24 protein-coding genes are annotated in these 25105 nt (G+C 72.3%); 15 read left to right on the top strand and 9 right to left on the bottom strand.

The genetic code is table 11. The features are described from left to right. Positions 1-67 precede the first annotated feature (67 nt). The 7 genes from tuf to ACQPZ4_RS42680 all read left to right on the top strand — a co-directional run bounded on the left by tuf (position 68) and on the right by ACQPZ4_RS42680 (position 7753). Positions 68-1255, top strand: coding sequence for an elongation factor Tu (tuf, locus tag ACQPZ4_RS42710; RefSeq protein ID WP_433049649.1), 1188 nt, complete (start codon positions 68-70; stop codon positions 1253-1255). A gap of 72 nt (positions 1256-1327) precedes the next feature. Next, entirely contained in the window at positions 1328-1804 is a 477-nt protein-coding gene (locus ACQPZ4_RS42705; protein WP_433049646.1) for a DsbA family protein, read from the top strand. A 119-nt stretch (positions 1805-1923) separates the two neighbouring features. Next, positions 1924-2961, top strand: a complete 1038-nt coding sequence (locus ACQPZ4_RS42700) for an acyltransferase family protein (protein ID WP_433049643.1) — start codon at positions 1924-1926, stop codon at positions 2959-2961. A 78-nt stretch (positions 2962-3039) separates the two neighbouring features. After that, entirely contained in the window at positions 3040-3858 is an 819-nt protein-coding gene (locus tag ACQPZ4_RS42695; RefSeq protein WP_433049640.1) for a hypothetical protein, read from the top strand. Between the two features lie 12 nt (positions 3859-3870). Then, positions 3871-4998 carry a hypothetical protein gene (locus ACQPZ4_RS42690; RefSeq protein ID WP_433049637.1) on the top strand — a complete coding sequence of 376 codons (1128 nt, stop codon included), beginning with the start codon at positions 3871-3873 and terminating at the stop codon, positions 4996-4998. Beyond that, positions 4995-6470, top strand: coding sequence for a hypothetical protein (locus ACQPZ4_RS42685; protein ID WP_433049634.1), 1476 nt, complete (start codon positions 4995-4997; stop codon positions 6468-6470). The genes ACQPZ4_RS42690 and ACQPZ4_RS42685 overlap by 4 nt, the downstream gene beginning before the upstream one ends. Next, the gene (locus ACQPZ4_RS42680) at positions 6467-7753 is read left to right on the top strand and encodes an AAA domain-containing protein (protein ID WP_433049631.1); all 1287 of its coding nucleotides are present in this window, start codon (positions 6467-6469) and stop codon (positions 7751-7753) included. The genes ACQPZ4_RS42685 and ACQPZ4_RS42680 overlap by 4 nt, the downstream gene beginning before the upstream one ends. 90 nt (positions 7754-7843) lie before the next feature. On the opposite strand, the gene ACQPZ4_RS42675 is transcribed toward ACQPZ4_RS42680, so the two are convergent. The 4 genes from ACQPZ4_RS42675 to ACQPZ4_RS42660 form a co-directional block, all read right to left on the bottom strand. Continuing rightward, positions 7844-8143: a hypothetical protein gene (locus ACQPZ4_RS42675; protein WP_433049628.1), complete on the bottom strand. Its 300-nt coding sequence runs from the start codon at positions 8141-8143 to the stop codon at positions 7844-7846. Between the two features lie 81 nt (positions 8144-8224). Beyond that, positions 8225-10081, bottom strand: coding sequence for an endonuclease/exonuclease/phosphatase family protein (locus ACQPZ4_RS42670; RefSeq protein ID WP_433049625.1), 1857 nt, complete (start codon positions 10079-10081; stop codon positions 8225-8227). Beyond that, complete coding sequence (locus ACQPZ4_RS42665; RefSeq protein ID WP_433049622.1) at positions 10044-10667, bottom strand: winged helix-turn-helix domain-containing protein; 624 nt, start codon at positions 10665-10667, stop codon at positions 10044-10046. Before ACQPZ4_RS42665 ends, ACQPZ4_RS42670 begins: the two co-directional genes overlap by 38 nt. Before the next feature lie 374 nt (positions 10668-11041). Beyond that, the gene (locus ACQPZ4_RS42660; RefSeq protein WP_433049619.1) at positions 11042-11431 is read right to left on the bottom strand and encodes a hypothetical protein; all 390 of its coding nucleotides are present in this window, start codon (positions 11429-11431) and stop codon (positions 11042-11044) included. A gap of 92 nt (positions 11432-11523) precedes the next feature. On the opposite strand from ACQPZ4_RS42660, the gene ACQPZ4_RS42655 reads away from it, so the two are divergent. Then, the gene (locus ACQPZ4_RS42655) at positions 11524-13515 is read left to right on the top strand and encodes a diguanylate cyclase domain-containing protein (RefSeq protein WP_433049616.1); all 1992 of its coding nucleotides are present in this window, start codon (positions 11524-11526) and stop codon (positions 13513-13515) included. Here the strand turns inward: ACQPZ4_RS42655 and ACQPZ4_RS42650 are convergent. Then, positions 13508-14263 carry a thioesterase family protein gene (locus ACQPZ4_RS42650; protein WP_433049613.1) on the bottom strand — a complete coding sequence of 252 codons (756 nt, stop codon included), beginning with the start codon at positions 14261-14263 and terminating at the stop codon, positions 13508-13510. The two genes, ACQPZ4_RS42655 and ACQPZ4_RS42650, sit on opposite strands and share 8 nt — an antisense overlap. A gap of 28 nt (positions 14264-14291) precedes the next feature. Between ACQPZ4_RS42650 and ACQPZ4_RS42645 the strand changes: the two genes are divergently transcribed. From ACQPZ4_RS42645 to ACQPZ4_RS42630, 4 genes are all read left to right on the top strand, one after another. Next, positions 14292-15269: a magnesium transporter CorA family protein gene (locus ACQPZ4_RS42645; protein ID WP_433049610.1), complete on the top strand. Its 978-nt coding sequence runs from the start codon at positions 14292-14294 to the stop codon at positions 15267-15269. Then, on the top strand, positions 15266-16645 hold the full coding sequence (gene lpdA, locus ACQPZ4_RS42640; protein WP_433049607.1) for a dihydrolipoyl dehydrogenase: 1380 nt from the start codon (positions 15266-15268) through the stop codon (positions 16643-16645). The genes ACQPZ4_RS42645 and lpdA overlap by 4 nt, the downstream gene beginning before the upstream one ends. 83 nt (positions 16646-16728) lie before the next feature. Next, positions 16729-18123, top strand: coding sequence for a class II 3-deoxy-7-phosphoheptulonate synthase (locus tag ACQPZ4_RS42635; RefSeq protein ID WP_433049604.1), 1395 nt, complete (start codon positions 16729-16731; stop codon positions 18121-18123). A 4-nt stretch (positions 18124-18127) separates the two neighbouring features. Continuing rightward, on the top strand, positions 18128-19156 hold the full coding sequence (locus tag ACQPZ4_RS42630) for a threonine aldolase family protein (protein ID WP_433066923.1): 1029 nt from the start codon (positions 18128-18130) through the stop codon (positions 19154-19156). A 48-nt stretch (positions 19157-19204) separates the two neighbouring features. Here the strand turns inward: ACQPZ4_RS42630 and ACQPZ4_RS42625 are convergent, their stop codons facing one another. From ACQPZ4_RS42625 to ACQPZ4_RS42610, 4 genes are all read right to left on the bottom strand, one after another. Then, positions 19205-20371, bottom strand: a complete 1167-nt coding sequence (locus ACQPZ4_RS42625) for an MFS transporter (RefSeq protein ID WP_433049601.1) — start codon at positions 20369-20371, stop codon at positions 19205-19207. A gap of 156 nt (positions 20372-20527) precedes the next feature. After that, positions 20528-21388, bottom strand: coding sequence for a deoxyribonuclease IV (locus ACQPZ4_RS42620; RefSeq protein ID WP_433049598.1), 861 nt, complete (start codon positions 21386-21388; stop codon positions 20528-20530). After that, on the bottom strand, positions 21388-23382 hold the full coding sequence (locus tag ACQPZ4_RS42615) for a protein kinase domain-containing protein (protein WP_433049595.1): 1995 nt from the start codon (positions 23380-23382) through the stop codon (positions 21388-21390). The genes ACQPZ4_RS42620 and ACQPZ4_RS42615 overlap by 1 nt, the downstream gene beginning before the upstream one ends. 34 nt (positions 23383-23416) lie before the next feature. Further along, positions 23417-24052, bottom strand: a complete 636-nt coding sequence (locus tag ACQPZ4_RS42610; protein WP_433049592.1) for a hypothetical protein — start codon at positions 24050-24052, stop codon at positions 23417-23419. A gap of 92 nt (positions 24053-24144) precedes the next feature. On the opposite strand from ACQPZ4_RS42610, the gene ACQPZ4_RS42605 reads away from it, so the two are divergent. The 3 genes from ACQPZ4_RS42605 to ACQPZ4_RS42595 are packed head-to-tail and all read left to right on the top strand — an operon-like array spanning position 24145 to position 25078. Beyond that, positions 24145-24453, top strand: a complete 309-nt coding sequence (locus ACQPZ4_RS42605; protein ID WP_433066922.1) for an Rv2175c family DNA-binding protein — start codon at positions 24145-24147, stop codon at positions 24451-24453. A gap of 2 nt (positions 24454-24455) precedes the next feature. Continuing rightward, positions 24456-24776, top strand: a complete 321-nt coding sequence (locus tag ACQPZ4_RS42600) for a lycopene cyclase domain-containing protein (RefSeq protein WP_433049589.1) — start codon at positions 24456-24458, stop codon at positions 24774-24776. Next, a complete protein-coding gene (locus ACQPZ4_RS42595; protein WP_433049586.1) occupies positions 24773-25078 on the top strand; it encodes a lycopene cyclase domain-containing protein in 306 nt (101 codons plus the stop codon). Before ACQPZ4_RS42600 ends, ACQPZ4_RS42595 begins: the two co-directional genes overlap by 4 nt. Positions 25079-25105 lie beyond the last annotated feature (27 nt).

The following is a 25105-nucleotide window of genomic DNA, read 5'->3' as shown; positions in this document are numbered from 1 at the left end:
CTCACAAAGCCACCGGAACGGCAAGGGTTCTGCGCATCCACCCCACAAATCCACTGTGGAGAGTCAGATGGCCAAGCAGGCGTTCACGAGGAACAAGCCTCATCTCAACATCGGCACGATGGGTCACGTCGACCACGGCAAGACGACCCTGACCGCCGCCATCACCAAGGTGCTCGCCGAGCGGTACCCGGGCGTCAACCGGTACACGAGCTTCGAGGGCATCGACCGGGCGCCGGAGGAGATCACTCGCGGCATCACCATCAACATCTCGCACGTCGAGTACGAGACGGGCACGCGGCACTACGCGCACGTCGACATGCCTGGGCACGCCGACTACGTGAAGAACATGATCACCGGGGCGGCGCAGGTGGACGGGGCGATCCTCGTCGTCAGCGCCGTGGACGGGGTCATGCCGCAGACCCGCGAGCACGTGCTGCTGGCGCGGCGGATCGGGGTGCCGTACCTCGTCGTGGCCATGAACAAGGCCGACGCGGTCGACGACCCGGAGCTGCTGGACCTGGTCGAGCTCGAGGTGCGGGAGCTGCTGAGCGAGTACGGGTTCCCCGGCGACGACATCCCCGTCGTCAGGGTGTCCGCGCTCAAGGCGCTCGCCGGCGAGCCGGCGTGGGTCCAGTCCGTCGCGGACCTGCTCGACGCGGTCGACGAGTACGTGCCGCTGCCCGAGCGGGTGACCGGCGAGCCGTTCCTGATGCCGATCGAGAACGTGCTCACCATCACCGGCCGCGGCACCGTCGTGACCGGCTCGGTCGAGCGGGGCACGCTCGTGCTGAACACGCCCGTCGAGGTGATCGGGCTGGGGCCCACCCAGTCCAGCGTGGTCACCGGGATGGAGATGTTCGGCCGGCAGCTCGACTCGGCGCAGGCCGGCGACAACGCGGCGCTGCTGCTGCGCGGGGTGAAGCGGGACGACGTGCAGCGCGGCCAGGTGGTCGCCCTGCCCGGTTCGGTCAGCCCGCACCGGCGGTTCAAGGCGCACGTGTACGCGCTGACGACCAAGGAGGGCGGCCGGCACACGCCGTTCTTCGCCAACTACCGGCCCCAGTTCTACTTCCGCACCACGGACGTGATGGGCTCGGTGGACCTGGGTGACATCACGATGGTGATGCCCGGCGACACGGTCGACGTGACCGTCGAGCTCGGCAAGCCCATCGCGATGGACGCCGGCCTCGGCTTCGCCATCCGCGAGGGTGGCAAGACGGTCGGCGCCGGCACCGTGACCGAGGTGCTCGACTAGCGGAACGTGAATGCCCCCGTAGGGGAAAACCCGCGGGGGCATTCACGCCCCAAAACTGGGCACCAGAGCGGCATGCACGCTCAAGGGAAGACCGGCGCACCGCTCAGCCTCGTCGAGTACGGCGACTACGCCTGCCCCGACACCGGTCGCGCCTTCGGTGTCGTGGAACGACTCCAGCTGCACTACGGCAAGGACCTGCGCTTCGAGTTCCGGCACTTCCCGCTCGTGGACGCGTTCCCGCGCGCCATGCCGGCCGCGCTGCTGGCCGAGGCCGCCGCCGACGCGGACGCCTTCTGGGGCATGCACGCGCTGCTGCTCACCCACCAGGAGCAGCTCGAGGACGAGGACCTGGCCCGGTACGCCGAACGGTTCGGCCTGCCCGACACGGGCGGCACGCGCGTTCATCACGAACGGGTGGCGCAGGACATGGCCAGCGGCCGGGAGCGGGGGGTGCAGGGCAGCCCGGCGTTCTTCGTGAACGGGACGCCGCATGCCGGACCGAACGACTTCTCCGCGCTCAGCCAGGCACTCGGGGTGAATACAGGGTGAACCCAATCGATTGCCCAATCGGTTACGGCGGCAGCCTCCTAGGATCTTTGAGAAGAAACACAGCCAATTTTGAGCTGGAACGGGGTTGCCCCTAAGGGTCGCAGGGCAACCTGTAGGGGATGCGGAACCGGTACGTAGACCTCCTGCGAGCCGTCGCGATCATCCGCGTGGTCACGTACCACACACTCGGATTCGCGTGGCTGACCGTCGCCTTCCCCGCTATGGGCCTGATGTTCGCGCTCGGTGGCTCCCTGATGGCCGCCTCGCTCGACCGCTCGGGTGTCAAAGCGATCGGACGGCGCATGCGCCGCATCGTCGTACCGTTCTGGGTCCTCGGCGTGTTCGCCATCACGCTCATGTCGCTCTGGGGCGGCATGGAGCACACGTGGCGCACGCTGCTGTGGTTCGTCCCGCTGGACGACCCGCCCACGACCGAGAAGGGCGGGCTCTGGTTCAGCCAGATCTGGTACGTCCGCTCGTACCTCTGGTTCATCATCGCCTCGCCCGTGCTGCTGTGGCTGTTCCGCAAGTGGCCGATCCCGAGCGTCGTCGTGCCGTTCACGGTGCTGGTGATCCTCTGGGAGACCGGCTACGGCACCGGCGGCATGATCCGCGACTTCTTCATGTACGCGCCGGCCTGGATGCTGGGCTTCGCGCACCACGACGGCACGCTGCAGCGCATCTCCAAGAAGATCCTGTGGCCGGTGTGCCTGGTGATGGGCGGCATCGGCCTGGCGATCCTGTTCCACACGCCGGGGCCGCGCGGGTACGACATGAACGACGCGCCGATCGCCGACACGCTGTACTCGACCGCGTTCCTGCTGATCATGCTCAACATCGCGCCGGCCGCCATGTCGCTCGGGGTCGCCGAGCCGCTGGTCGAGGCGGTCAACCGGCGCGCCCTGACGATCTACCTCTGGCACGAGGCCGCGATCACGTTCGTCCGGCTGGTCGGCGTGTGGTTCGGCATCACGCTCGTCGGCGGCTGGCACAGCGTGCTGCAGTTCAGCATGGTGGTGACGCTCACGGCGCTGCTGGTGCTCGCGTTCGGCTGGGTCGAGGATCTCGCCGCCCGCCGGAAGCCGCAGATCATCCCGATGCCGAAGCGCGCGCCGGTACCGAGGGCAGTCGAGCAGCCACAGCCCGTACCCGCATAGGTCTGTCGGGAAAAAGCAAGCGCGACACGCCGGGATTGGTTCCAGCAATCTCCAGCAAGTACCAGTTATGTTCCGTTCGTGTCCGAATCGATCTCGGCCCCGGACGAGCAGATCGAGCTGCTCGAGCGCCGGATCGACCGGCTGCGCGGCGAACTGCGCCGCGCGGCCACGACGGGGGACCGCGCCCACGCCCGCACCCTGCGCGCCGAGCTGCGCCGGGTGGAACAGGCGTGGGACGAGGCCCTGGCCGACCTGCAGGACCGGGTGCCGCAGCAGCGGGAGCGCAGCCTGGCCGCCGCGCCGCCGATGCTGTCCATCCGGGAGCAGGTGCACCACGCCCTCACCCTGCTCACGGTTCCCGCCGCCCCCAAGCTGATCATCGCCGTCCACGACGCCTTCTTCCCGGGCGAGCTCGTGGCCGCGCGGCTGACCAGCCTGCGCCGCGACGAGGAGCGCTCGTTCAAGGTCGCGCCGTACAACCGGCCGTACTATCTCTGCCCCGCTCTCACCGCCGACCTGCTCTCCCCGGCCCGGGGCCTGCTGGCCATCTCCACCTGGCCGCTGGAGACCCGGGTGGTCGGCCCGCTCAGCGCCCGCGTCGACTTCCTCGTGGCCGCCGTCAAGGTGGCCCAGCGGGTGGCCCAGCTCCCCGACGACGCCCACGACGCGCGCCGGCTGCTGTGGCGCTTCGCCGCCGGCATCCCCGGCGCGGCCTCGATCGGCGGCGGGGCCGACCCCGACACCGTCGCGAAACAGGCCGAGGCCGAGCTCGACGTACATCGCGAGGCCGACACCGCGGACCGCGCCGCGGCAGCTTCCCGTGCCCAGGACCGGCTCGACGGCGCCGAGGGCCTCTTCGGCGCCCGTCTCCAGCGCCTGCGCAAAACCGCGAACTGAGATGAGATCCCCATGGACGCACTGGTAGACCGGCTGGACCGCATCCGCGGCACCGTGGCGCCGCGCAACCACAACGCGCGCACCATCGCCGCGCTCACCACCAATCCCGGCTGCGGCCGGCGGGGGCTGATGGACGCGGCCGGGGTGAACAAGGGCGCGGTCGCCGGGCAGCTGGGCTTCCCCGCCGCCTTCGGCCAGTCCCGCTTCGCGATCGCCCGCGGCAACGCGTTCGAGGCCCAGGTCAAGGCCGACGGCGCGGCCGAGCTGCTGCAGCTGCTGCGCGAGCGGCTCGGGCTGGCCATCCCCGAGGTGGCCTACGACGACCTGTCCAACGTGGGCGGCAACGCCAGCCGCGAGGTGCGCTACGCCCGCACCCGCAGTCTGCTGGCCCGGGCCGCGGCCGAGCGCGACGACGCCGGCACCCTGTTCGACCACCCGATGCTGCGCCTGGACATCGCGGGCTACTACGCCTACCTGGAGCCGGACCTCATCGCCTTCCGGGTCGGCGGCCGCTTCCACGTGGTCGAGATCAAGTCCTTCGCGGTCATCGACGGGCAGGCCGACCCGGGCAAGGCGGCCGCCGCGGCCAAGCAGTCGGCGGTCTACGTGCTGGCCATGCGCGAGCTGCTCGGCGAGCTGGGGTACCCGCCGGAGAGCGTGTCGCACGACGTGGTGCTGGTCTGCCCGGAGAACTTCGCCAACCGGCCGACGGCCACCCTGGTCGACGTGCGCAAGCAGCTCACCGTGCTGCAGCGGCAGCTGAGCCGGCTCACCCGGCTCGACAAGATCCTCGACGCGCTGCCGGCCGGGCTGTCCTTCGACCTCGCCTACGACACCGACCAGAACGCCACCCGGCCCCCGGACGAGCTGCGCAAGGCGGTCAGCGAGATCGACGCGCGGTACAGCCCGGACTGCCTCGGCTCCTGCGAGATGGCCTTCTTCTGCCGCGACGAGTCGGCCGGCTCCACCACGGCGCTGGGCCGCTCCGTCCGCGACGACCTCGGCGGCGTGGAGAGCGTCTCGACCGTGCTCGGCCTGGCCCGCGGCACGCTCACCCCGGGCGCCGGCCAGGAGGAGATCGCCGCCCTGCTGCGGGTGGCCAACCGACTCCGGCGCGAGTGCCTGCAGGGAGCTGCGTGAGCGTCCTGACCGCGCTTGCCCGGGCCGAGGCGGTCGAGTCCGGGCGGGCGCAGCTGCTGACCACGGTCCGGCACACGCACGTCGCCGAGCGGCCGCTGGTGCTCGTACCCCTGGCGCTCGCCGGTGAGGCCGCCGCGCCCCTCGCCGCCATGGTCGGCACCGACCCGCGCGCCGGCCGCCTGCTCGTGGTGGCCAACCCGCGCGACCGCACCCAGCGCTTCCAGTTCGTCGCCCAGCTGGCCAAGATCGTGCTCGCGTACGTCGAGGGCTGCTCCCGCGCCGTCGACACCGGGCACACCGCGAAGCTGCGCTACGCCGAGGCGCCGCAGGTGCTCGTGCCCAACCGCGGCGGCGTGGAGTTCATCCGGCTGCTCGGCCGCTCGACGCGCTTCCGGCGGACGTACGGGCCACATCCGGTACACCGGAGCGTTCCGCTGCTCGGTCAGTGGCTCACGTTCCTGCGCGAGCGGGCCGACCACCCGGGCTCCGCGATGCTGCTGGCCCTGACCGAGGTGCTCGGCGAGCACTGGGCCACCGGCCAGAGCGGCCTGGAGGACGCCAACCTCGCCGCGCTGCTGGGCTGGATCGACCCGCCGGCCGGGCTGGACGGGGCGGCCGCCGCCGAGCTCGCCGAGGACCCGCTGCGCTGGCCGCCGGCCGGGCCGAGCACCGACCCGACGTTCGACAACGAGATCCTGGCCCCGGCCCTGGCCGCCTACGCCCGGGGCGCCGATCCGCAGGCCCAGAGCCGGGCCGAGGCCGCGCTCGGCGGGGCCCTGCAGGAGCAGCTGGAGCCGACCTGGGGCCTGATGTGGCGCGCGGTCGAGCTGCTGCGGGCCCGGCCGGCCGGCGCATCCGTCGAGGCGCGCTGGGGCATCGATCGCGATGCCTTCACGGTGTACCACATGTCCCTCGCCGAAGGCACCGCCCTTCCACAGCCCCGGCGCGACAGCGCGGTCGCCGCGGCCGGACGGCTCGACCGCCTGGAGCGCGAGCAGGCCCGGTACGAGGCCCAGCGCGCCCTCGACGACCCGCTCGTCATGGCCGAGTTCCGGCTGGCCGGCGAGGCGTTCACCGGCACCGTGGTGTCGGCCTCGCCCAACCGCGTCGACACGTCGGGCAAGAAGGCGGCCCTGCGCCCGCACATCACCGTGCAGACCGAGGACCCGGTCCGGCTCGAGCCCGGCGCGCTGCTCGTCTCGCCCGCGCGCCTCTCCCAGCAGGCCATGGTGGTCTCGGTGTCCTCGGTGGACGTCGTGCTGGAGCTGTCCAAGGGCATGGGCCGCTCGACCAAGCAGGCCGCGCCCGGCTCGGTGCCCGAGGTCGGCGAGGTCGTCACGTACGGCCCGGTCAGCGACGCCTACCAGCCGCCGGGCCGGTTCCCGACCCGTGACGAGACCCCCTGGACGCACGGCGGGCCGCCGCCGGACTACCAGCCCACCGACACCGACGCGGCGGAGGACTGGTCGTGACCATCATCGACGAGATCCTCACGGATTTCGGCCAGGCGGTCGGGCGGGGCGTGGTCGTCGACTCCCCGCCGGGCGCCGGCAAGTCCACCCTGGTGGTCCGCGCGGCCCGCACCATGGCCGAGGCGGGGGAGCGGCTGATGGTCGTGGCCCAGACCAACGAGCAGGTGGACGACCTCATCGACCGGCTCGCGAGCGCCGCGCCGCAGATCGAGATCGGGCGGCTGTCGGCGTCCACGTACGTGCCGGCCCAGCGGGTGGCCAAGCACGGCTCGGTGACCGTCAGCGGCGCCGTCGCCGACGTGCAGACCAGTGCCGTCGTCATCGGTACCGCCGCCAAGTGGGCCACCGTCACCGAGGGCACCTGGGAGCGGGCGATCGTCGACGAGGCGTACCAGATGCGCTCCGACATGCTCCTGCGCGTAGCGGGCCGGTTCTCGAGGGGACTGTTCGTCGGCGACCCCGGCCAGCTCGACCCGTTCTCCGTCGTCGCCGTCGAGCGCTGGGCCGGGCTGTCCTGGGACCCGATGCAGAGCGCGGTCGCCGTGCTGCTGCGGCACAACCCGGACCTGCCCGTGCACCGCCTGCCCGTCTCGTGGCGGCTGCCCCCGTCGGCCGCCGACGTCGTCTCGGCCGCGTTCTACCCGTTCACCCCGTTCCAGGCGGGCACCAAGCCCAACGACCGCAGCCTGGAGTTCTCGGTGCGGGCCATCGGCGGGAACCCGCACATCGAGACCTCGCTGGAGACGGCCCGGCGCACCGGCTGGGCGCTGCACGAGCTGCCGGCCCGGCACACCGTGCGCACCGACCGCGAGGCCGTCGCCGCCATCGCCGACCTGGTCGTGAGTCTGTTACGACGAGGGCCCGTCGCGTACTCCGAGCACGCCCCCGAGGGCCGCCCGGTCACCGCGGACCGGGTCGCCGTCGGCGCCGCCCACCGCGACCAGGTCGCCGCGATCCGGCTGGCCCTGGCCGACACCGTCGCCGCCGACGTGACCGTGGACACGGCGAACCGGCTGCAGGGCCGGGAGTACGACGTGACCGTGATCCTGCACCCGCTCTCGGGCCGGCGCGACGCGAGCGCGTTCCACCTGGAGGCGGGGCGGCTCTGCGTGCTCGCGTCCCGGCACCGCCACGCGTGCATCGTGGTGGCCCGGGCCGGCATCGCCGAGCTGCTCGACACCCACCCGTCGGCCGAGCCCGTGCACCTCAACGTGCCGGTGCGCTTCCCCGACGGCTGGGAGGCCAACCAGGCGATGCTGGCACATCTGTCCACAGTGGCCTGAACACAGCGGCCTGAACACAGCGGCCTGAACAAGCCGCGGCCCCGCACCTGTCGGATAGGTGCGGGGCCGCGGCCCTGTGGGGAGAGGAGGTTACCGCTTGACCCGTTTCTGCACGCTCTTACTGGTGCGTCGCAACGCCCTCATCGCCCGCTGCTTCGGCGTCTGATGCGCCTTGCGGTTGCGGACGACGGCCACCACTGCCACGACGACGGCGGTGAGCCCGGCTGCGGCGGCGGCCACCAGCGGAACGGGACGGCGCTGCGCCACTTCCTTGGTCTGCGTGGCCAGCTCGGCCGCGCCTTCCTTGGCCTTCGTGGACAGGTCGGTCACGGCGGTGCCGAAGTCCTTGCGGGTCTCGGTAACGCTTCCGTTCGCATGTGTCACGCTCATCGCTGCCCCTTTCTCTCTTGTATCCGGGATGCCCAATAGCGCCGCGGATCAATCACGGGGTCGCCGGATGAGGTGCATTTTTCACAAAGCGAGCGTGGCCGCGACGGGGGCGTGGTCGGATGTCACCGCCCGCCCGACGGTCACGCCGGTGCAGGTCAGGCCGCGTACGAGCACGTGGTCGATCTCCTCCACCGGCGCGTCGGCCGGGAACGTGGGCAGCGGGCGCAGCGCGGCGAAGGCGTCGGTGTACCCGGCGCCGGTCAGCACGGCGAACGGCGCGCTGCCCGGCTTGATGTTGAGGTCCCCGGCGATGAACGTGGGCCGCCCGCGCCCGAACCGGGTGGCGAACTCGGCGATCTCGCGCGCCTGCACCAGCGGCTCGGCGTCCGGCGGCGGCTGGATGTGGGTGGCCACCACGGCGATCTCGCGCCCGCCCACGGTGACGATCGCGCCGAGGGCCTGCGCGCCGGTGGGGGCGCCGGCGGCGGTGAGCGGCCGGGACTCGACCGCGCCGACGGGCAGGCGGGTCAGGATCGCGTCGCCCCACACGGCGTCGGCGGCGGGCCCGAACCAGTAGCGCATTCCCAGTTCGCGGGCGAGCACCGCCAGGTCGTCGTGGCCGCCGTTGAGCAGCCAGGCCCGGTCGACCTCGGAGAGCAGGACGATGTCGGGGCGGCTCGCGGCGATCGCGGCGGCCGCGTCCGCGGGACGGAAGGTCCCGTCAAGACCGAAGCCCATGCGGATGTTGTACGCCACGATCCTGATCGATCCCGCCACCCCGCCGTCCCGCGCCGGGGGCGGCACCCAGAGCCCGGCCAGCGGCAGCACCAGGCACACCGCGGCGGCCGCGACCCACGTGCGCCGCGGCAGCCGGACGGTCGCCGGCCCGGCCGCGAACAGCAGGAACCCGGCCGGGACCAGCGCGACCGCGACCGGCACCCACTGGTTCGGGTAGCCGATGTCGTAGGCGGCGTAGTACGCGATCGCCGCGACCGCGAACACCAGCATGCCCAGGGTGGCGGCGTACCCCGCCCGCCGCGCGGACCGCCCGCCCGCCAGCCGCAGGGCCAGGCCGAGCCCGGGCGCGCCGAGCAGCAGCGCGAGCCACAGCGGCCCGGGCGCGCCGAACTCGAACGCGAAGCAGGCGGCCGAGGCGATCACGAGCACCGCGGCGACCACGCGGGCGGCGCGGCCGGAGGGCACCCGGGGCGCGAACGCGGCGGCCAGGAACGCGAGCACGGCCAGCCCGATGGCCAGCGGCGGCAGCGCGGCCGGCGGCGTCGAGGCGAACCCGTGCGCGCCGTACGAGGCGGCGGTGGCGGCGACGGCGGGGGACAGGGCGTACATGCCGGTGAGGAGCATGACCGGGCCCACGAGGAACCAGCCGCCGGGCGCGGACCGGTCACCCCGCCCGCCCTGATGCCCGGTGGCTCCCCAGAGCAGCGCGGCGCCCGCGACGACCGTGAGCGGGACGGCGATCCACCAGGCCCGCCAGGTCGCGTCGACGGTACCGAGGGCGGCGTGTTCGAGGGCGGCCGCGGCGAGCCCGGCCGGGACGCCGGTGGCGACGGAGGCGCCGCCGGTCGCGGTGGCGGCGAGGAAGGCCAGGCCGGCGAGCAGGCCGAGCGAGGCGACGTAGAGCTGCGGCTGGCCGCCACGGACGAAGATCAGCGCGAGCCGGGCCAGGACGAGCAGCGCCCCGGCGGCGAGCGCGAGGCGGCGGGGGCCGAGGCGGTTCGCCAGCGGTGCGGCCGCGACGCCGGCGACGAACCACGCGAGCGCGAAGGCGCCCATGAGTTCGGCCGGGGTCGAGGCCGCCTGCCCGAAGATCGTGATGATCGACGGGAGCCACACCCGCAGGAGGTCCAGCAGCAGCAGGACTCCGGCGGCGGTTGCGACGTCAGTCTTCCCGGACCACGACCTGGACGGCGGCGTCATCGTCGAGACGATAGCCGACCCCGCGGACGGTGGCGATGATCCGAGCGGCGTCGCCGAGCTTCACGCGCAGCCGGCGGACGTGGACGTCCACGGTGCGCTCGGTGCCCACCATGTCGTAGCCCCACACCTGGCGCAGCAGCTGCGCGCGGCTGAACACGCGGCGGGGGTGCTCGCACAGGAAGAGGAACAGGTCGTACTCGCGGCGGGTCAGCGGCACCGGGGCGCCGTCCTGCAGGACCAGGCGCGAGCCGGTGCACAGGTAGAGGGAGGGCGCGTCGGGGGTGGCCCGGCCGATGCGGCGGACCCTGGTGTCGGCCTCGACGATCTCGGCCGCGACGGCCACCGGCTCGGCCGGCTGCTCCACCAGGCGCAGGTTGCGCGCGGGGGAGGGGGCGGCGGAGGGCGTGCGCGGCAGCGGCGCCGGGCGCTGGATCTGGTGGCTCGCCTGGCTGGCGGCGAGGGCCTCGAGATCGCTCAGCAGGCGGGAGGCCTCCGGTGGGAGCTCGTCGCCGTTGAGCGTGATGTGGACGGTGATGGTGACCACGGCGGGCGCGACCTCAGGTGCGCCCACGACCGAAACGGCCATTGGTAATCCTCTCGAAAACCTTCTGAATGAACGCCGATATCAACCGGGTGTCACTCGACAAAGGCCGTCGAAATGGTGCTCGCGGCGGGATATCCACATCGGATCGATCTGCACCTCAGGGCACATGGCACCGACCTTACCAGCTACGTCACATGATGCGACAGTCGTGTTACGTGCCGCACAGAATAGATCGACACTAATTCGTCAGACGTTTTGGCGCGGTATTCACCGGCAATTCATGACACCGGTACCCCGATAACTTTGGGTGAGCCGCCGGTCGCGGTCAACGGATTCCCACATAGTGGAAGATCGCTATAGGATTTCGTATCACTACCCATGCATGCAGTGGTGAAGGCTCCCGTAAATCCTATCGGCTAGGTAGAGTCGCGATGTCCACCATATGAGATCGTGGCGCGCAGCTGCCCGGGGCTGACAATACTCGCCCCGAGTTCGATCACTCGCTCGCGCAGTCCGCGATCGGACGTGACGACCACCACTGACCGATGTGACACATTGTCGCGCACGAGCGCCACAATGTGGTCGTCGCCGGATTGCGGCGCCGCCTCGACGGGCACCCCGTCGATCGACGCCACCCCGCGGGCCGCGCCCTCCACCACGAGCGTGATGTCACCGGGGAGCGCGGCCGTGTCCCGCCCGGCGAGCGCGTCGCGCAACCGGGCCGCCGCGCCCGCCCGGTCGCGCCACCAGCCGTCGGGCACCGACCCGACCACGTTGGCGCCGTCGACGATGATGAGCGGTTCCATGTGGTCATGCTTACCCCGCCGCGGCCGGTTTCCCCTCAGGCCGCGTCCCGGCGGGCCGATGTCCGGACTCGGAGGGCGCCATGGAGACAACGATGCGGGAAACGGCGGGCGTCACCCTGCGCGCGATCCTTCGGTACGTTCGCGCCCGGGGTGGCGACGGCGCGGTTCGGCTCGCGCTGCAGCTGGCCGGGGAGACCGAGCCGGCCGAGGCCTACGACGATCCGCGCCGCTGGTGGTCGTACCAGACGAAGATCAACGTCTTCGACGCGGCGGCCAAGGTGCTGGGCGACGAGGGGATCGGGCTGCACGTGGGGCAGTCGATCCTGTCGTACTCGGTGAACCACCCGCTGCGCCTGGGGCTGCTGTTGCTCGGCGGCCCGTCCCAGCTCCTGCGCGTGATCGCGGCGACGAGCGCCAAGTTCAACAACGCGGCCGACATGTCCACGCTGTCGGTCGCGCGCAACCAGGCGACGGTGGAGTACCGCCTGCGCCCCGGCTACCGCCCCTCGCAGTACGACTGCGACTACACCCGCGGCCTGCTGACCCAGCTGCCGGCGCTGTTCGGCCGCCCGGCCGCGACCGTGGACCACGAGCAGTGCCAGGTCCGCGGGGCCGAGGCCTGCGTCTACACCGTGCGCTGGCGGCAGCGGCGCTGGTTCCGGCGCAACCGCGCGGGCGCGCGGGCCGACGACGCCTCCGGCGACATGCTGGCCGGGCGCATCGAGCTGCTGCAGCGCACGGTCGCCGAGCTCGTCGCGGCCGAGCAGCCCGAGCGGGCCCTGGCCATCGTGGCCGACCGGGCCGGCTACGCGGTCAACGCCGAGGCCTTCCTGCTCGTGGCCAGCCCGGCCCCGGACGCGCCGCGGCAGGTGCACGGCTACGGCCTGAGCGACTCCGAGATCGAGGTGCTGTCCGCGGCCCCGCCGACCAGCTTCGCCGGCACGCTCGTGGTCGACATCGCCTCGCCGAACCGCTACTACGGGTACCTCGTCGCGTTCTGCCGGGACTTCTTCGACGCCGAGCGGCGCATGCTCGACGCCTACGCCAACCTGGCCGCCGTCACGCTCGACGCGCTGTCGGCCCTGGAGAGCGCGGCCGAGCGGCGGCGCCTCGCCGAGAGCCTGCTCGACCTGGCCCGCCGGCTCACCACGGCCCGCACGGCGGACGAGGTCGCCGGGGTCACCGCCGACGCCGTGCGCTCGGTGATGGCCGCGGACAGCGCCACCGTGCTGCTGCACAGCGACGGCCACCTGCGCGTGGCGGCCACCGCGGGCGGCGGCGACGAGCGGCAGCGCCGGGCCCGCCGGCTGGCGATCTCCCGCGCGGACACCGACCTGTTCGAGCGGTTCCAGGCCGGCACCGGCGAGGCGCGCGTCTACGACCGCGACAGCGCCGACCCGTACATCGCCGGGCTGCTCGAGGCGTTCGGCCACCAGATGATGGTCGTGGTGGACATCGCGCTGCCCGGGCACCCGTACGGCATCCTGGTCGCCGCCTACGACAACCCGCGCGACACCGCCCAGGCCCGCAAGATCGCGGGGCGGATGGTGGGCGTGGCCGACCAGGCCGCGACCGTGCTGCGCACCTGCGAGCTGCTGGAGACCAACTGGCGCCTCGCGCACGTCGACCCGCTCACCGGGCTGTCCAACCGGCGGGCGTTCCTGGCCGCGCTGGAGTCGGCCATCGAGACCGGCGAGGGCGCGGTGCTGTTCATCGACCTCGACGGCTTCAAGGCGGTCAACGACTCGCTCGGCCACGCCGCCGGCGACGAGCTGCTGGCCGCGGTGGCCGGCCGGCTCGGCGGCTGCATCCGGGCCGGCGACGTGGTCGCCCGCCTCGGCGGCGACGAGTTCGTCGTGCTCACCCACGGCACCCTGGGCGCCACCGGGGTGCCGGAGCTGGCCGAGCGGGTCGAGTCGGCCTTCGCCGCCCCGATCTCCGTCCTCGACGGCACGCTGGTGCAGGCCCGGGCGAGCGTCGGCGGCACCCGCTTCGCGGCCGGCGAGGAGAGCCGCGTGGTCCTGCACCGCGCCGACATCGCGATGTACGAGGCCAAGCGCGGCGCGTACGCGGTCCTCAGCTAGGCCGGCGATAGATCGCCAGCTGGGTGGCCTGGGCGACCGGGCGGCCGGTGGAGTCCCAGACCTCGCAGACCTGGTCGAGCTGGCCGTCGGTGACCATCCGGGCGTACTGGCGCACGCGCAGCGGCCCCGGCGCCGGGAGCCCGCGCACGTAGGCCGTCAGCTCCAGGGTCGGCGTCCAGCCGCTGCCGCCGAGCGTGAACGAGGCGGGCGGGAAGGCGTCCACGGCGTACAGGAGCGAGAAGGCGTCGAACGGGGCACCGTCGTCGAAGCTCAGCCAGCCCCGCAGGTCGCCCGGTCCGGCGAAGTCGATGCGCTGGTCGACCATCTCCAGCATGGTGATCCGCACCCCGGCGCCCGGCGGCTCGACCGGCGTGCGGGCGAGCGTCTCCCGGTCCGCCACCGCGGGCGGCTCGGCGGCGGTGAACCGCGGCTCCCCGGCCGCGGCCAGGTCGCCCAGCGTGAACAGCGCCTCGACGCAGGTCCTGTCCTTCTGCGTGAGCCGGACCCGGGCCTGGCTGACCGAGCGCCCCTCGCGCAGCGTCTCCACCGCGACCGAGGCGGGGCCGGGTTCCGGCGGCGACAGGTACACCGCGCTCGCGCTCAGCGGATGCGGGTGCGCGGCCGTCACCGCGGCCCGGGCCAGCAGGGCGAGCAGGTAGCCGCCGTTCGGCCGGCCGCCCACGGTCCACTGTGGATCGAGCAGGGCCTCGCCCTCCTCGACGGCGGTCGCCTCCGCGAAACCGGCCACCGGGGCCTCCTTCTGCTTTGATGAGCCTATGGCGCGCACGCGGCTCTACCGGGACGGGAAGCTGGAAGCCGAGGACTTCCCGCTCGACGATATCTCCGAGCACCTCAAGGACTCCGCGGCGGTCGTGTGGCTCGACCTGACCGACCCCGAGCAGGCCGACTACGACCGGGTGCAGGAGGAGTTCGGGCTGCACCAGCTGGCCATCGAGGACGCCTCCTCGCCGCACGAGCGGCCCAAGCTGCTGCACTATCCGCAGCACATGTTCTTCAACGCCTACTCGGTCCGGTTCAACGGCGGCGACGGCGACGGCAGTGCGGAGCTGCACGAGGTCTCGGCGTTCCTCACCGACCGGGCGCTGATCACCGCGCACGGCGCGAAGTTCGACATGGACGCGGTCGTCGAGCGCTGGGACGCGACCGCCGAGATGGCCCGCCAGGGCGTGCCGTGGCTGGCCCACGGCCTGCTCGACGTCATCGTCGACGGGCAGTTCGACGCCGTGCAGCAGCTCGACGAGGAGCTGGAGGGCCTGGAGGACCGCCTCTTCGAGGAGAGCCCCGGTGCGATCCGCGAGGTGCAGCAGCGGAGCTTCCGGCTGCGCAAGACGCTGGGCCGGATGCGCAAGGTCATCATGCCGATGCGCGAGCTGGTCGGCGCCATCATGCACTCCCGCGAGCACCTCGTGGACGAGGAGATGGTGCCGTACTACCAGGATCTCTACGACCACGTGATCCGCGTGACGGAATTCACCGAGAACCTGCGCGATTTCACGGCCACCATTCTGGAGTCCAACCTGGCGGTGCAGGGCAACCGGCAGAACACCATCATGAAAAAGGTCACGAGCTGGGCGGCCATCATCGCGGTGCCCACCGCCGTTACTGGTTACTACGGGCAGAATGTGCCGTACCCGGGTTCTGAGAAGCTGTCGGGGTTCATCATCTCGGCGGTGCTCATCGTGACGCTGTCCGTGGTGCTGTACGTCACCTTCAAACGCAAGGACTGGCTATGACTGAGCACTTCGACGTCGTCGTCCTGGGCGCCGGCCCGGGCGGGTACACCGCCGCCGTCCGGTCCGCGCAGCTCGGCCTGCGCACCGCCATCGTCGAGGACAAGTACTGGGGCGGCGTCTGCCTCAACGTGGGCTGCATCCCCTCCAAGGCGCTGCTGCGCAACGCCGAGCTCGCGCACATCTTCAACCACGAGGCGAAGACGTTCGGCATCTCGGGCGAGGTCACGTTCGACTACGGCGCGGCGTTCCAGCGCAGCCGCAAGGTGGCCGACGGGCGCGTCAAGGGCGTGCACTACCTGATGAAGAAGAACGAGATCCGGCAGTACGAGACCCGGGGCACGTTCCTCGACGACCACACGCTGCAGGTCGGCGACGAGACCATCACGTTCGCCAACTGCATCATCGCCACCGGCGCGACGACCCGCCTGCTGCCCGGCACCAAGCTCTCCGAGCGCGTGGTGACCTACGAGGAGCAGATCCTCACCGAGGACCTGCCCGAGTCGATCATCATCGCGGGCGCCGGGGCCATCGGCGTCGAGTTCGCGTACGTGCTGCACAACTACGGCGTGAAGGTCACCATCGTCGAGTTCCTGGACCGGATGGTGCCGCTCGAGGACGCGGAGGTGTCGGCCGAGCTCTTCAAGCGGTACAAGCGGCTCGGCATCTCGGTGCTGACCTCGACGAAGGTGGAGACGGTCGAGGAGTCCGGCAAGGGCGTGGCCGTGACGGTGTCCTCCGGCGGCAAGACGCAGACCCTCGAAGCGGACAAACTGCTGCAAGCCATCGGTTTCGTACCGCGGGTCGAGGGCTACGGCCTGGAGAAGACGGGCGTGCGGCTGACGGAGCGGGGCGCGATCGCCGTCGACGGGCGCCTGCGCACGAACGTCCCGCACATCTTCGCCATCGGCGACGTGACCGCGAAGCTCATGCTGGCCCACGCGGCCGAGTCGATGGGGATCGTGGCCGCCGAGACGATCGCCGGCGCCGAGACCATGGAGCTCGACTACGTCATGATCCCGCGGGCGACGTACTGCCAGCCGCAGGTCGCCAGCTTCGGCTGGACCGAGGCGCAGGCCCGCGAGCAGGGCTTCGACGTCAAGGTGTCGAAGTTCCCGTTCACGGCGAACGGCAAGGCGCACGGCCTGGGCGACCCGACCGGCTTCGTGAAGATCATCAGCGACGGGAAGTACGGCGAGCTGCTCGGCGCCCACCTGATCGGCCCCGAGGTCACCGAGCTGCTGCCCGAGCTGACCCTGGCCCAGCAGTGGGACCTCACCGTGCACGAGGTCGCGCGCAACGTGCACGCCCACCCGACGCTGGGCGAGGCGGTCAAGGAGGCCATCCACGGGCTCGCCGGCCACATGATCAACATGTAGCGCTTCCGCCGCAACGGGGTCCAGCTTGCGGGATCGGCGGGTGGCGAGGGCCGCCCGCCGATCCGTCTCGGTACGCTTTGCCCATGCGCCAGGAGTGGCATCACTTCACGTACCCCGGCCCGGAGATCTCCCGCGTCGCCGTCCCGGGCAACTCCGACGACGACGTGTTCGGCCTCGACCGGTGGCGGACCATGCCCCGGGCGCAGACGCCGCCGTGGCCGGACCAGGCCGCGGTCGACGAGGTCGCCAACCTGCTGTCGTCCGTGCCGCCGATCGTCGCGCCGTACGAGGTCGACCAGCTCCGCGAGCGCCTCGCCCTCGTCGCCGACGGCAAGGCCTTCATGCTGCAGGGCGGTGACTGCGCCGAGACGTTCGCCGACAACACCGAGGCGCACGTGCTGGGCAACGCCCGCACCCTGCTGCAGATGGCCATCGTGCTGACCTACGGCGCCTCGCTGCCGGTGATCAAGATCGGCCGGGTGGCCGGCCAGTTCACCAAGCCGCGCTCGGCCGCCCTGGACTCGCTCGGGCTGCCGGCCTACCGCGGCGACATGATCAACTCGCTGGACAAGGACCCCGAGGCGCGCGTGGCCGACCCGCAGCGCATGGTCCGGGCCTACGCCAACTCGTCCAGCGCCATGAACATGCTGCGCGCGTACCTCGGCGGCGGGATGGCCGACCTGCATGCGGTACACGACTGGAACAAGGGCTTCGTCGTGACCTCGCCGGCCGGTCAGCGCTACGAGGCCATCGCCCGCGAGATCGACCGGGCCCTGCGCTTCATGCAGGCCTGCGGCGTCAACGACGACCAGGCGCTGCGGACCGTCACGCTGTACTGCTCCCACGAGGCCCTCGCGCTGGAGTACGAGCGGCCGCTGGTGCGCATCGCGGGCGACCGGCCGTACGGGCTGTCCGGGCACTTCCTGTGGATCGGGGAGCGGACCCGCCAGATCGACGGCGCGCACGTGGACTTCCTGTCCCGGGTGGCCAACCCGATCGGCGTCAAGCTGGGCCCGAGCACCTCGCCGGAGCAGGCGATCGAGCTGTTCGAGAAGCTCAACCCGGAGAACATCCCGGGCCGCCTGACGTTCGTCTCGCGGATGGGCAGCACCAAGGTCCGCGACGCCCTGCCCCCGATCGTGGAGAAGGTCACCGCGGCCGGGTGCCGGGTGGTCTGGCAGTGCGACCCGATGCACGGGAACACCCACGAGTCCTCCAACGGGTACAAGACCCGGCACTTCGACCGGATCGTGGACGAGGTCCTCGGCTACTTCGAGGTGCACCGCGAGCTCGGCACCCACCCGGGCGGCCTGCACGTCGAGCTGACCGGCGAGGACGTCACCGAGTGCCTCGGCGGCGCCCAGGCCATCGTCGACGCCGACCTGCCGGACCGGTACGAGACGGCGTGCGACCCGCGCCTGAACACCCAGCAGTCGCTCGAGCTGGCCTTCCTGGTGGCGGAGATGCTGCGTGGCTGACGGTGTGGCCGAGGTCGTCGTGGACTTCCGCTCGGACACGCTGACCCGGCCGTCGGCGGCCATGCGGGAGGCGATGGCGGCCGCCGAGGTCGGCGACGACGTGTTCGACGAGGACCCGACGCTGCACGAGCTGCAGGCCCACGTCGCTGAGCTCTTCGGCCACGAGGCGGCGCTGTTCTGCCCGAGCGGCACCATGGCCAACCAGATCGCGCTGCAGCTCGCCGTCCCGCGCGGCGAGGAGCTGCTCTGCGACGCGGCCGCGCACGTGGTCACCGACGAGATCGGCGCGGCCGCGGCCCTGGGCGGCGTGTCGACCCGCACCTGGCCCTCCGCCGCAGCCGACCTCGACCCCGCGACCGTGGCGGAGATGATCCGGCCGGACGGCTTCGTGGCGGTACCGACGCGGGCCGTCGCTCTTGAGCAGACCCACAACCGCCTCGGCGGTGCCGTGATCCCGCTGGCCACCCTGCGGTCCCTGCGCACCGTCGCCGACGAGGCGGGCGTGCACCTGCACTGCGACGGGGCCCGGATCTGGCATGCGCACGTGGCCGACGGGGTGCCGCTGGCCGACTACGGCCGGCTCTTCGACTCCCTCTCGGTCTGCCTGTCCAAGGGCCTCGGCGCCCCGGTCGGCTCGCTGATCGTGGGGTCCGCGGAGCGCATCGCGGCCGCCCGCAAGCTGCGCAAGCGCCTGGGCGGCGGCATGCGGCAGGCGGGCATCCTGGCCGCCGCCGGCCTCTACGCGCTGCGCCACAACATCCCGCGGCTCGCCGAGGACCACGAGCGGGCCCACCGCCTGGCGGTCGCGCTCGCCCCGCACGGCGTGGTGGACCCGGCGCGCATCCGCACCAACATCGTGCCGCTGGACCTTTCCGGCGCCTCCGTGGACGGCCCGGCCTTCGCGGCGGCCGCCCGCGCGGAGGGCATTCTGGTCTCGGTGCTGGGCCGGCGGCTGGTTCGCCTGGTCACGCACATGGATCAGACCGCCGACGGGATTGATCACGCGGTGAAGGTGCTGCCCACGCTGGTGTGATGTTCTGATCCGATATGTCGGGCGCTGGCGCGCCGCGACATATCGGATTTATCGGTTATGCCGGTTTCTTAGCGTGATCAAGAGCGCTACCAGGGACGATGCGGCGGTGACCAGGCCCGCGGTGAGCATCGCGCCGTCCGCGCGGAGCAGGGCGACCAGGGGCGCCGCGACCGCGGTGCCGGCGCCCATCGCGGTCTGGATGACGGCCCCGGAGGCGGCGAACGCGCGGCCGTGCTGGGTGGCCGGGGTGCGCTCGCTGATCAGCGCGCTCTGGGTGACGTTCATGAGCCCGTTGCCGACCCCGCCCGCCGTCGAGGCCACGAAGGCGAGCACCAGCGTCGGGGCGAGCCCGATGGCCGCGATGCCCAGCCCGCACAGCAGGTTCCCCACGGCCAGCAGCACCGCGCTGGAGAGCCGGATGCGCGGCACGAGCTGGGCGCCGACGAGCGCGCCGAGGCCCCAGAGCGTGAGGTACAGGCCGTAGCCGGAGTCCCCGGCGTGCAGCTGGTCGACGAACCGGAACGGCGCGGCCACGTTGTCGATCACGCCGCTGCTGATCGCGATGGCGCTGCCGATGAGCGCGGTGCGCAGCAGGCGGTCGCCGAAGAGCAGGCGCAGGCCGCCGCGCGCTGTGGGGCCGTCCGGGTCGGCGGGGGCGGGGTGCCGCCGGGCCCGTACGGCCGAGCAGGCCAGCGTCAGCAGCGCGAAGGTGGCGGCGTCGGCCAGGATCGCCGTTGTGGGACCGAACGCGCCGGTGAGCAGGCCACCCGCGGCCGGGCCGAAGATCCAGCCCAGGCCGGTGCCGGTGGCCAGCCTGGAGTACCCGCGCTGGGCCTCCTCCTTGCCCGTGATCGCCGGCACCAGGGCGGAGGTGGCGGGGCGGACGAAGGCGGAGAGCGCCATGATGCCGGCGAAGAGCGCGAGGGTGGCCCAGAGCGGCTCGGCGAAGGCCAGGGGGACGCAGAGGACGGCCTGGCCGGCCAGCGCGATGAGCAGGACGCCGCGGGTCTCGAAGCGGTCGACGACCCGGCCGGTGAGCGGGGCCAGCACGACGTACGGGATGAGCTCCGCGGCCAGCAGCCCGGCCACCCACGCGCTGCCGTGGGGCTGGAGGCGCAGGAGGAGGGCCACGAGGGCGGCGGCGTCGCCGGCGGTGGACAGGGCCAGTCCGGCGGCGAGCAGGTTGAGATCACGCCGCGCTTGCCGATCACTCACGGTTGGCCACCCTAGCGGCGACGGCCCTTGCCGCGCTGCCTCCACAACCCGCCGCAACACCCGCCGCGCGTGCGGGGAATCGGTCAGAAAGCCGCATATGCGAAATGTCGGATATGTCGTGGCGCGCCAGCGCCCGACATATCCGGAGCAGCACGATCAGGAGGTGGGAGCAGCCGCCCGCAGCAAGGCGATGTCCGCCGCATGGTCCGCGTGGTCGTCCCCGCTCGGCGTCTCCACGATCAGCGGCACGCCGCGGGCCGCCGGGTGGGCGAGCAGCTCCGCGAACGGCGCCGCCCCGATCAGCCCCTTGCCCAGCGACTCGTGCCGGTCCCGCAGCGACCCGCACGCGTCCTTCGAGTCGTTGGCGTGGATGAGCTTGAGCCGGTCCGCGCCCGCCGCGGCGACCAGCGCGTCCAGGGTCGCCGTCATGCCGCCGGGAGTCGCCAGGTCGTGCCCGGCCGCCCAGGCGTGGCAGGTGTCGAAGCAGACGCCGAGGAGCGGGTGGTGGTCGACGGCGGCGAGGTACTCGGCCAGGTGCTCGACCCGCGACGCGAGGGAGCGCCCGCCGCCCGCGCTCGGCTCGACGAGGAGTGGCGGCCAGCCCTGCGCGGCGGCGCGGTCGAGGAGGGGAAGGAGCACACGCCGTACCGTGGCGAAGGCTCTTTCGGCATGCTCGGCATCCACCGCCGAGCCCGCGTGGAAGACCACGCCCCGCGCCCCGATCGCGTGCGCGCGGCGCAGCGCGTGGGAGAGGGTCGCCACCGAGCGCTCGACCGTGGCCTCCGTCGGCGAGCCGAGGTTCACCAGCAGCGCCGCGTGCACGTAGGCGGTCACCCCGTGCTCGGCGCAGCCCTTGAGGAAGCCGTCGTCCTGCTTCGGGTCGCCCTCGGTCAGCGCCCAGCCGCGCGGGTTCGACACGTACACCTGCACGGCCGACGCCGTCGTCGCCGCCACGTAGCGCAGGGCGGCCTTGGCGAGGCCTCCGGCGGCGGGTGCGTGCCCGCCGACGTCAGGCATTAAAAGAAGGCGAACAGCGACACGTGCTGCCCTGGCGTGACCGGCGTCTGGGGCGGCGGGTTCTGCTGGCGTACCGTGCCGAAGCCCTGCACGTCGACCACCAGGCCCTGCGACTCGAGCAGCGCCTTGGCCTGGTCGAGCGGCATCCCGCGCACCTCGGGCATCGGGATCTGGGCCGGGCCCTTGGACAGCTGCAGGTCCATGACCATGCCGTCGGCGACGCTGTTGCCGTCGGCGATGCTCTGCGAGACGACCTGGCCCTTCGGCTTGTCGCTCTCGACCTCCTCGACCTTGCCGACCGCGATCTTCACCTTGCCGAGGTCGGCCTTGGCCTGGTCGAGCGTCTTGCCGACGACCAGCGGGACCTTCACCGGGTTGGGGCCCTTGCTCACGAACACCGTGATCGCCTGGCCCGGCTGGACCTGGGTGCCGATCTTCGGGTCGGTGTCCACGACGTAGCCCGCGGGCACGGCGTCGTCGAACTTGTCGGCCTTGTTCCCGGTGATCTTCATCGCCTGCAGGTCGACCTGGGCGAGGTCCCACTCCTTGCCGGCGATGTCCGGCACCTTGTAGACCTCGGGGCCGAGCGAGAGCGTGAGCGTGATGGTGCCGCCGCTGAGGATGCGCCCGCCCGCGGCCGGGTCCTGGGTGAGGACCTCGTCCTTGGGCACCCGCGCGTCGAACTTCGGCTCGGCCCACTTGACCTTGAACCCGGCGACGTTGGCCTGGTGGGCGGCCTGCTCCTTGGACTTGGTCCGCAGGTCGGGGGCGTCGGTGTAGCGGCCGACGCCGAACCAGTACCCGCCGATGGCCACCAGCAGGCCGAACGTGAGCATGGCGGCGATCACCGCGAGCCGGGTGCGCGGGTTCGCGTTGATCTGCGCGAGCAGCCCCTGCAGGCCGCCCTCGCGCTCGTCGCGGCGGGGAGCGCCGGCGCCGTGCCGGCGGGCGACGGGCTGCGGGGGAGCGGTGGCGGGCAGCCGGGCCCAGGACGGGCGGCGGCTGGCCTGGTAGGTCTGGGTCTGCGGGTACGACTGCGACTGCGTCTGCGGCACCGACTCGACCCGCGGGACCATCACGGTCGGCGGGGCCACCTGGCGGTTGCGGGTGCCGGTCGCGGTGCCGATGTCCTCGCGGACCGCCTGCACCTCGGCGAGCATCGCGCCGGCGTCGGTCGGGCGGCCGCCCGGGTCGCGGCGGGTCGCGCGGGCCACGAGGTCGTCCACGGCGGAGGGCAGCCCGGGCACGTACCGCGAGGGGAAGGGCACGTCGCGGTCGACGTGCTGCCAGGCCACCTCGACGGGGCGGTCGGCCTCGTAGGGCACCCGGCCGGTGAGCATCTCGAAGAGCACGATCCCGGCCGAGTACACGTCCGTGCGCGGGTCGGCGTGCCCGTCGGTGACGAGCTCGGGTGCGACGTAGGCGACGGTGGCCATCAGGTGCGAGCCGGTCTCGTCGGCGCTCGCCTCGACCGCGCGCGCGAGGCCGAAGTCGGCCACCTTGACCACGCCGTCGATGAGGTTGTGGGCGTCGCCCGGCGACTCGGCGACGAGCACGTTCTCGGGCTTGACGTCGCGGTGCACGAGCCCGGCCCGGTGCGCGGCGGCGATCGCGGCGAGCATCTGCTCCATGATCGCGAGGGCCTCCTGCGGCTGCAGGCGGCGGCGCTCGGCGAGCAGCTCGCGCAGGGTGTGGCCGCGGACGTACTCCATGATCAGGTACGGCAGGCCGTGGTGCGTGCCCTGGTCGTACACGGCCACCACGTTCGGGTGGGTGAGCCGGGCGATCGTCTTGGCCTCGTCGGTGAACCGGTCCACGAACAGTGGATCCCGCGACTGCGCCGGATGAATGATCTTCAACGCGACGGTGCGCTCGAGGCGCTCGTCGAGCGCCGTGTACACCGTCGCCATGCCGCCCTTGGCGACACGCGAACGAACGCGGTAGCGCCCGTCGACAAGCGCACCGAGGAGAGGATCGGCGACCGTGGTATCCATTGGCTGCGAGTGTACGGCTGGGGACCCCGATTACTCAGCGCCCGGCACGGGATTGGCCCGCAGTGGTACCGTCGGCGGACTTTTGTCCCCATTTCGAGCGCTTCGTCCACGACGGTGAGGGCGACGGACTGCTCACCGAGGGTGACGGGCTGGCCGTCTCGCTGGGTGACAGGCTGGGCGTCGGCGTCGGAGTGCTCTCCGGATCCGTGGTCTGCTGCGTGGGTACCGCCGGCGGGGCCTGAATCTCCGGCATCGCCAGCACGTTCTGCGGCGTGGTCCGGCGCACCTGCGGCCGCACCTGGGTCGGCTGCGGCGCGGGCGGCTGGATCTGGCTCGGCGCGGACCCGGTGCTCATCACGGGCGCGGCCGGCGCGGCCATCGGCGGCTCGGCCGGCTCGGGCTGCAGCGCGGCGAGGCTCCCGGCCACCGCGAGGTACGTGCCGGCGGCACCCCCCGCGACCAGCAGCGCGACCCCGGTCGTGGCGGCCGCCTTGTTCCGGTTCGGCGCGCGCATGACGTGCTGCCCCCGATGATTGCGCGGCGCGTACTCGGCGGTGTCCGCCATCCGCAGCCGCACCGCGCGCCGGCGGCTCGCGTGCCGGTACATGTCGTAGCACGCGGAGCGCCAGGCACCGGCGACCTCTCGGTGAACCTTGAGCCAGACCCCCACTGCCCGTTCCTTCCCGATTTCGCGCCACGGATTATCGTGTTTCCGTGGCTTCTGTGAGTGAAGAACCTGTCGGTCCGGCCGAGTGGCTGACCATGCCCGACGTCGCGGAGCGCCTCGGCATCCCGGTGAACCGGGTGCACCAGCTCGTGCGTGAGCACTCCCTGATCGCCGTCCGGGAGAACGGTGTCCTGCGCATCCCCGCGGACTTCATCGCGGAGGGGGCGGTGGTCAAGCACCTTCCCGGCGTGCTGACGGTGTTGTACGACGCTGGGTACAACGAGGCGGAGGCCCTGCGGTGGCTGTACACCGCGGATGAGTCGCTGCCCGGCACCCCCGCCGAGGCCTTGCGCGGCAACCGGGCGACCGAGGTCAAGCGGCGCGCTCAGGCCCTGGGCTTCTGACGGTGCGCTGGACGTACCTGCTGGTCCTGGCCGGCTGCCTGTTCGGCGCGCTGTGGCTCGAACCGCTGCTCAAGGTGGGTGTGCTGCGCCAGGTCCGCCGGCTCGTGCTGGCCATCGCGCCGGTGGCCCTGGTCTTCGTCGTCTGGGACCTGCTGGCCATCCGCGCCGGCCACTGGCACTTCGACCCGCGCCAGATCACCGGTGTCATCCTCCCGGGTGACCTTCCGCTGGAGGAGCTGCTGTTCTTCCTGGTCGTCCCGGTCTGCGCGATCCTGGGCTTCGAGGCGACCAGGCTGACCCTGCTGCGGTGGTCGCGGCGGTGACCTACACCGCAGCCGCCCTTCTGGGAGTGGCCGCTGCTCTGGTACTGGATGTGCTGGTCCTCCGCACGCGCCTGGTCCTGGGCCGCGTGTTCTGGCTCTCGTACCCGATCGTGGTGGTCTTCCAGCTGCTGTCGAACGGCATCCTGACCGGGCGCGGGGTGGTGCTCTACAACCCGTCCGACATCCTGGGGATTCGGCTGGTCTACGCCCCGATCGAGGATCTCGCCTTCGGGTTCGCGCTGGTCCTGAGCACGCTGGCGCTCTGGGTCTTCTTCAGACCGCGCGCTGAGCCTGACCGGTGAGCGTTGGCGCTTTTTAGACCGTTCGCT

The organism is Dactylosporangium sp. CS-033363 (assembly GCF_050942475.1).
Classification (GTDB): domain Bacteria; phylum Actinomycetota; class Actinomycetes; order Mycobacteriales; family Micromonosporaceae; genus Dactylosporangium.
The sequence above is the reverse complement of the archived record's forward strand: the minus strand, read 5'-3'. Positions and strand labels throughout refer to the sequence as shown.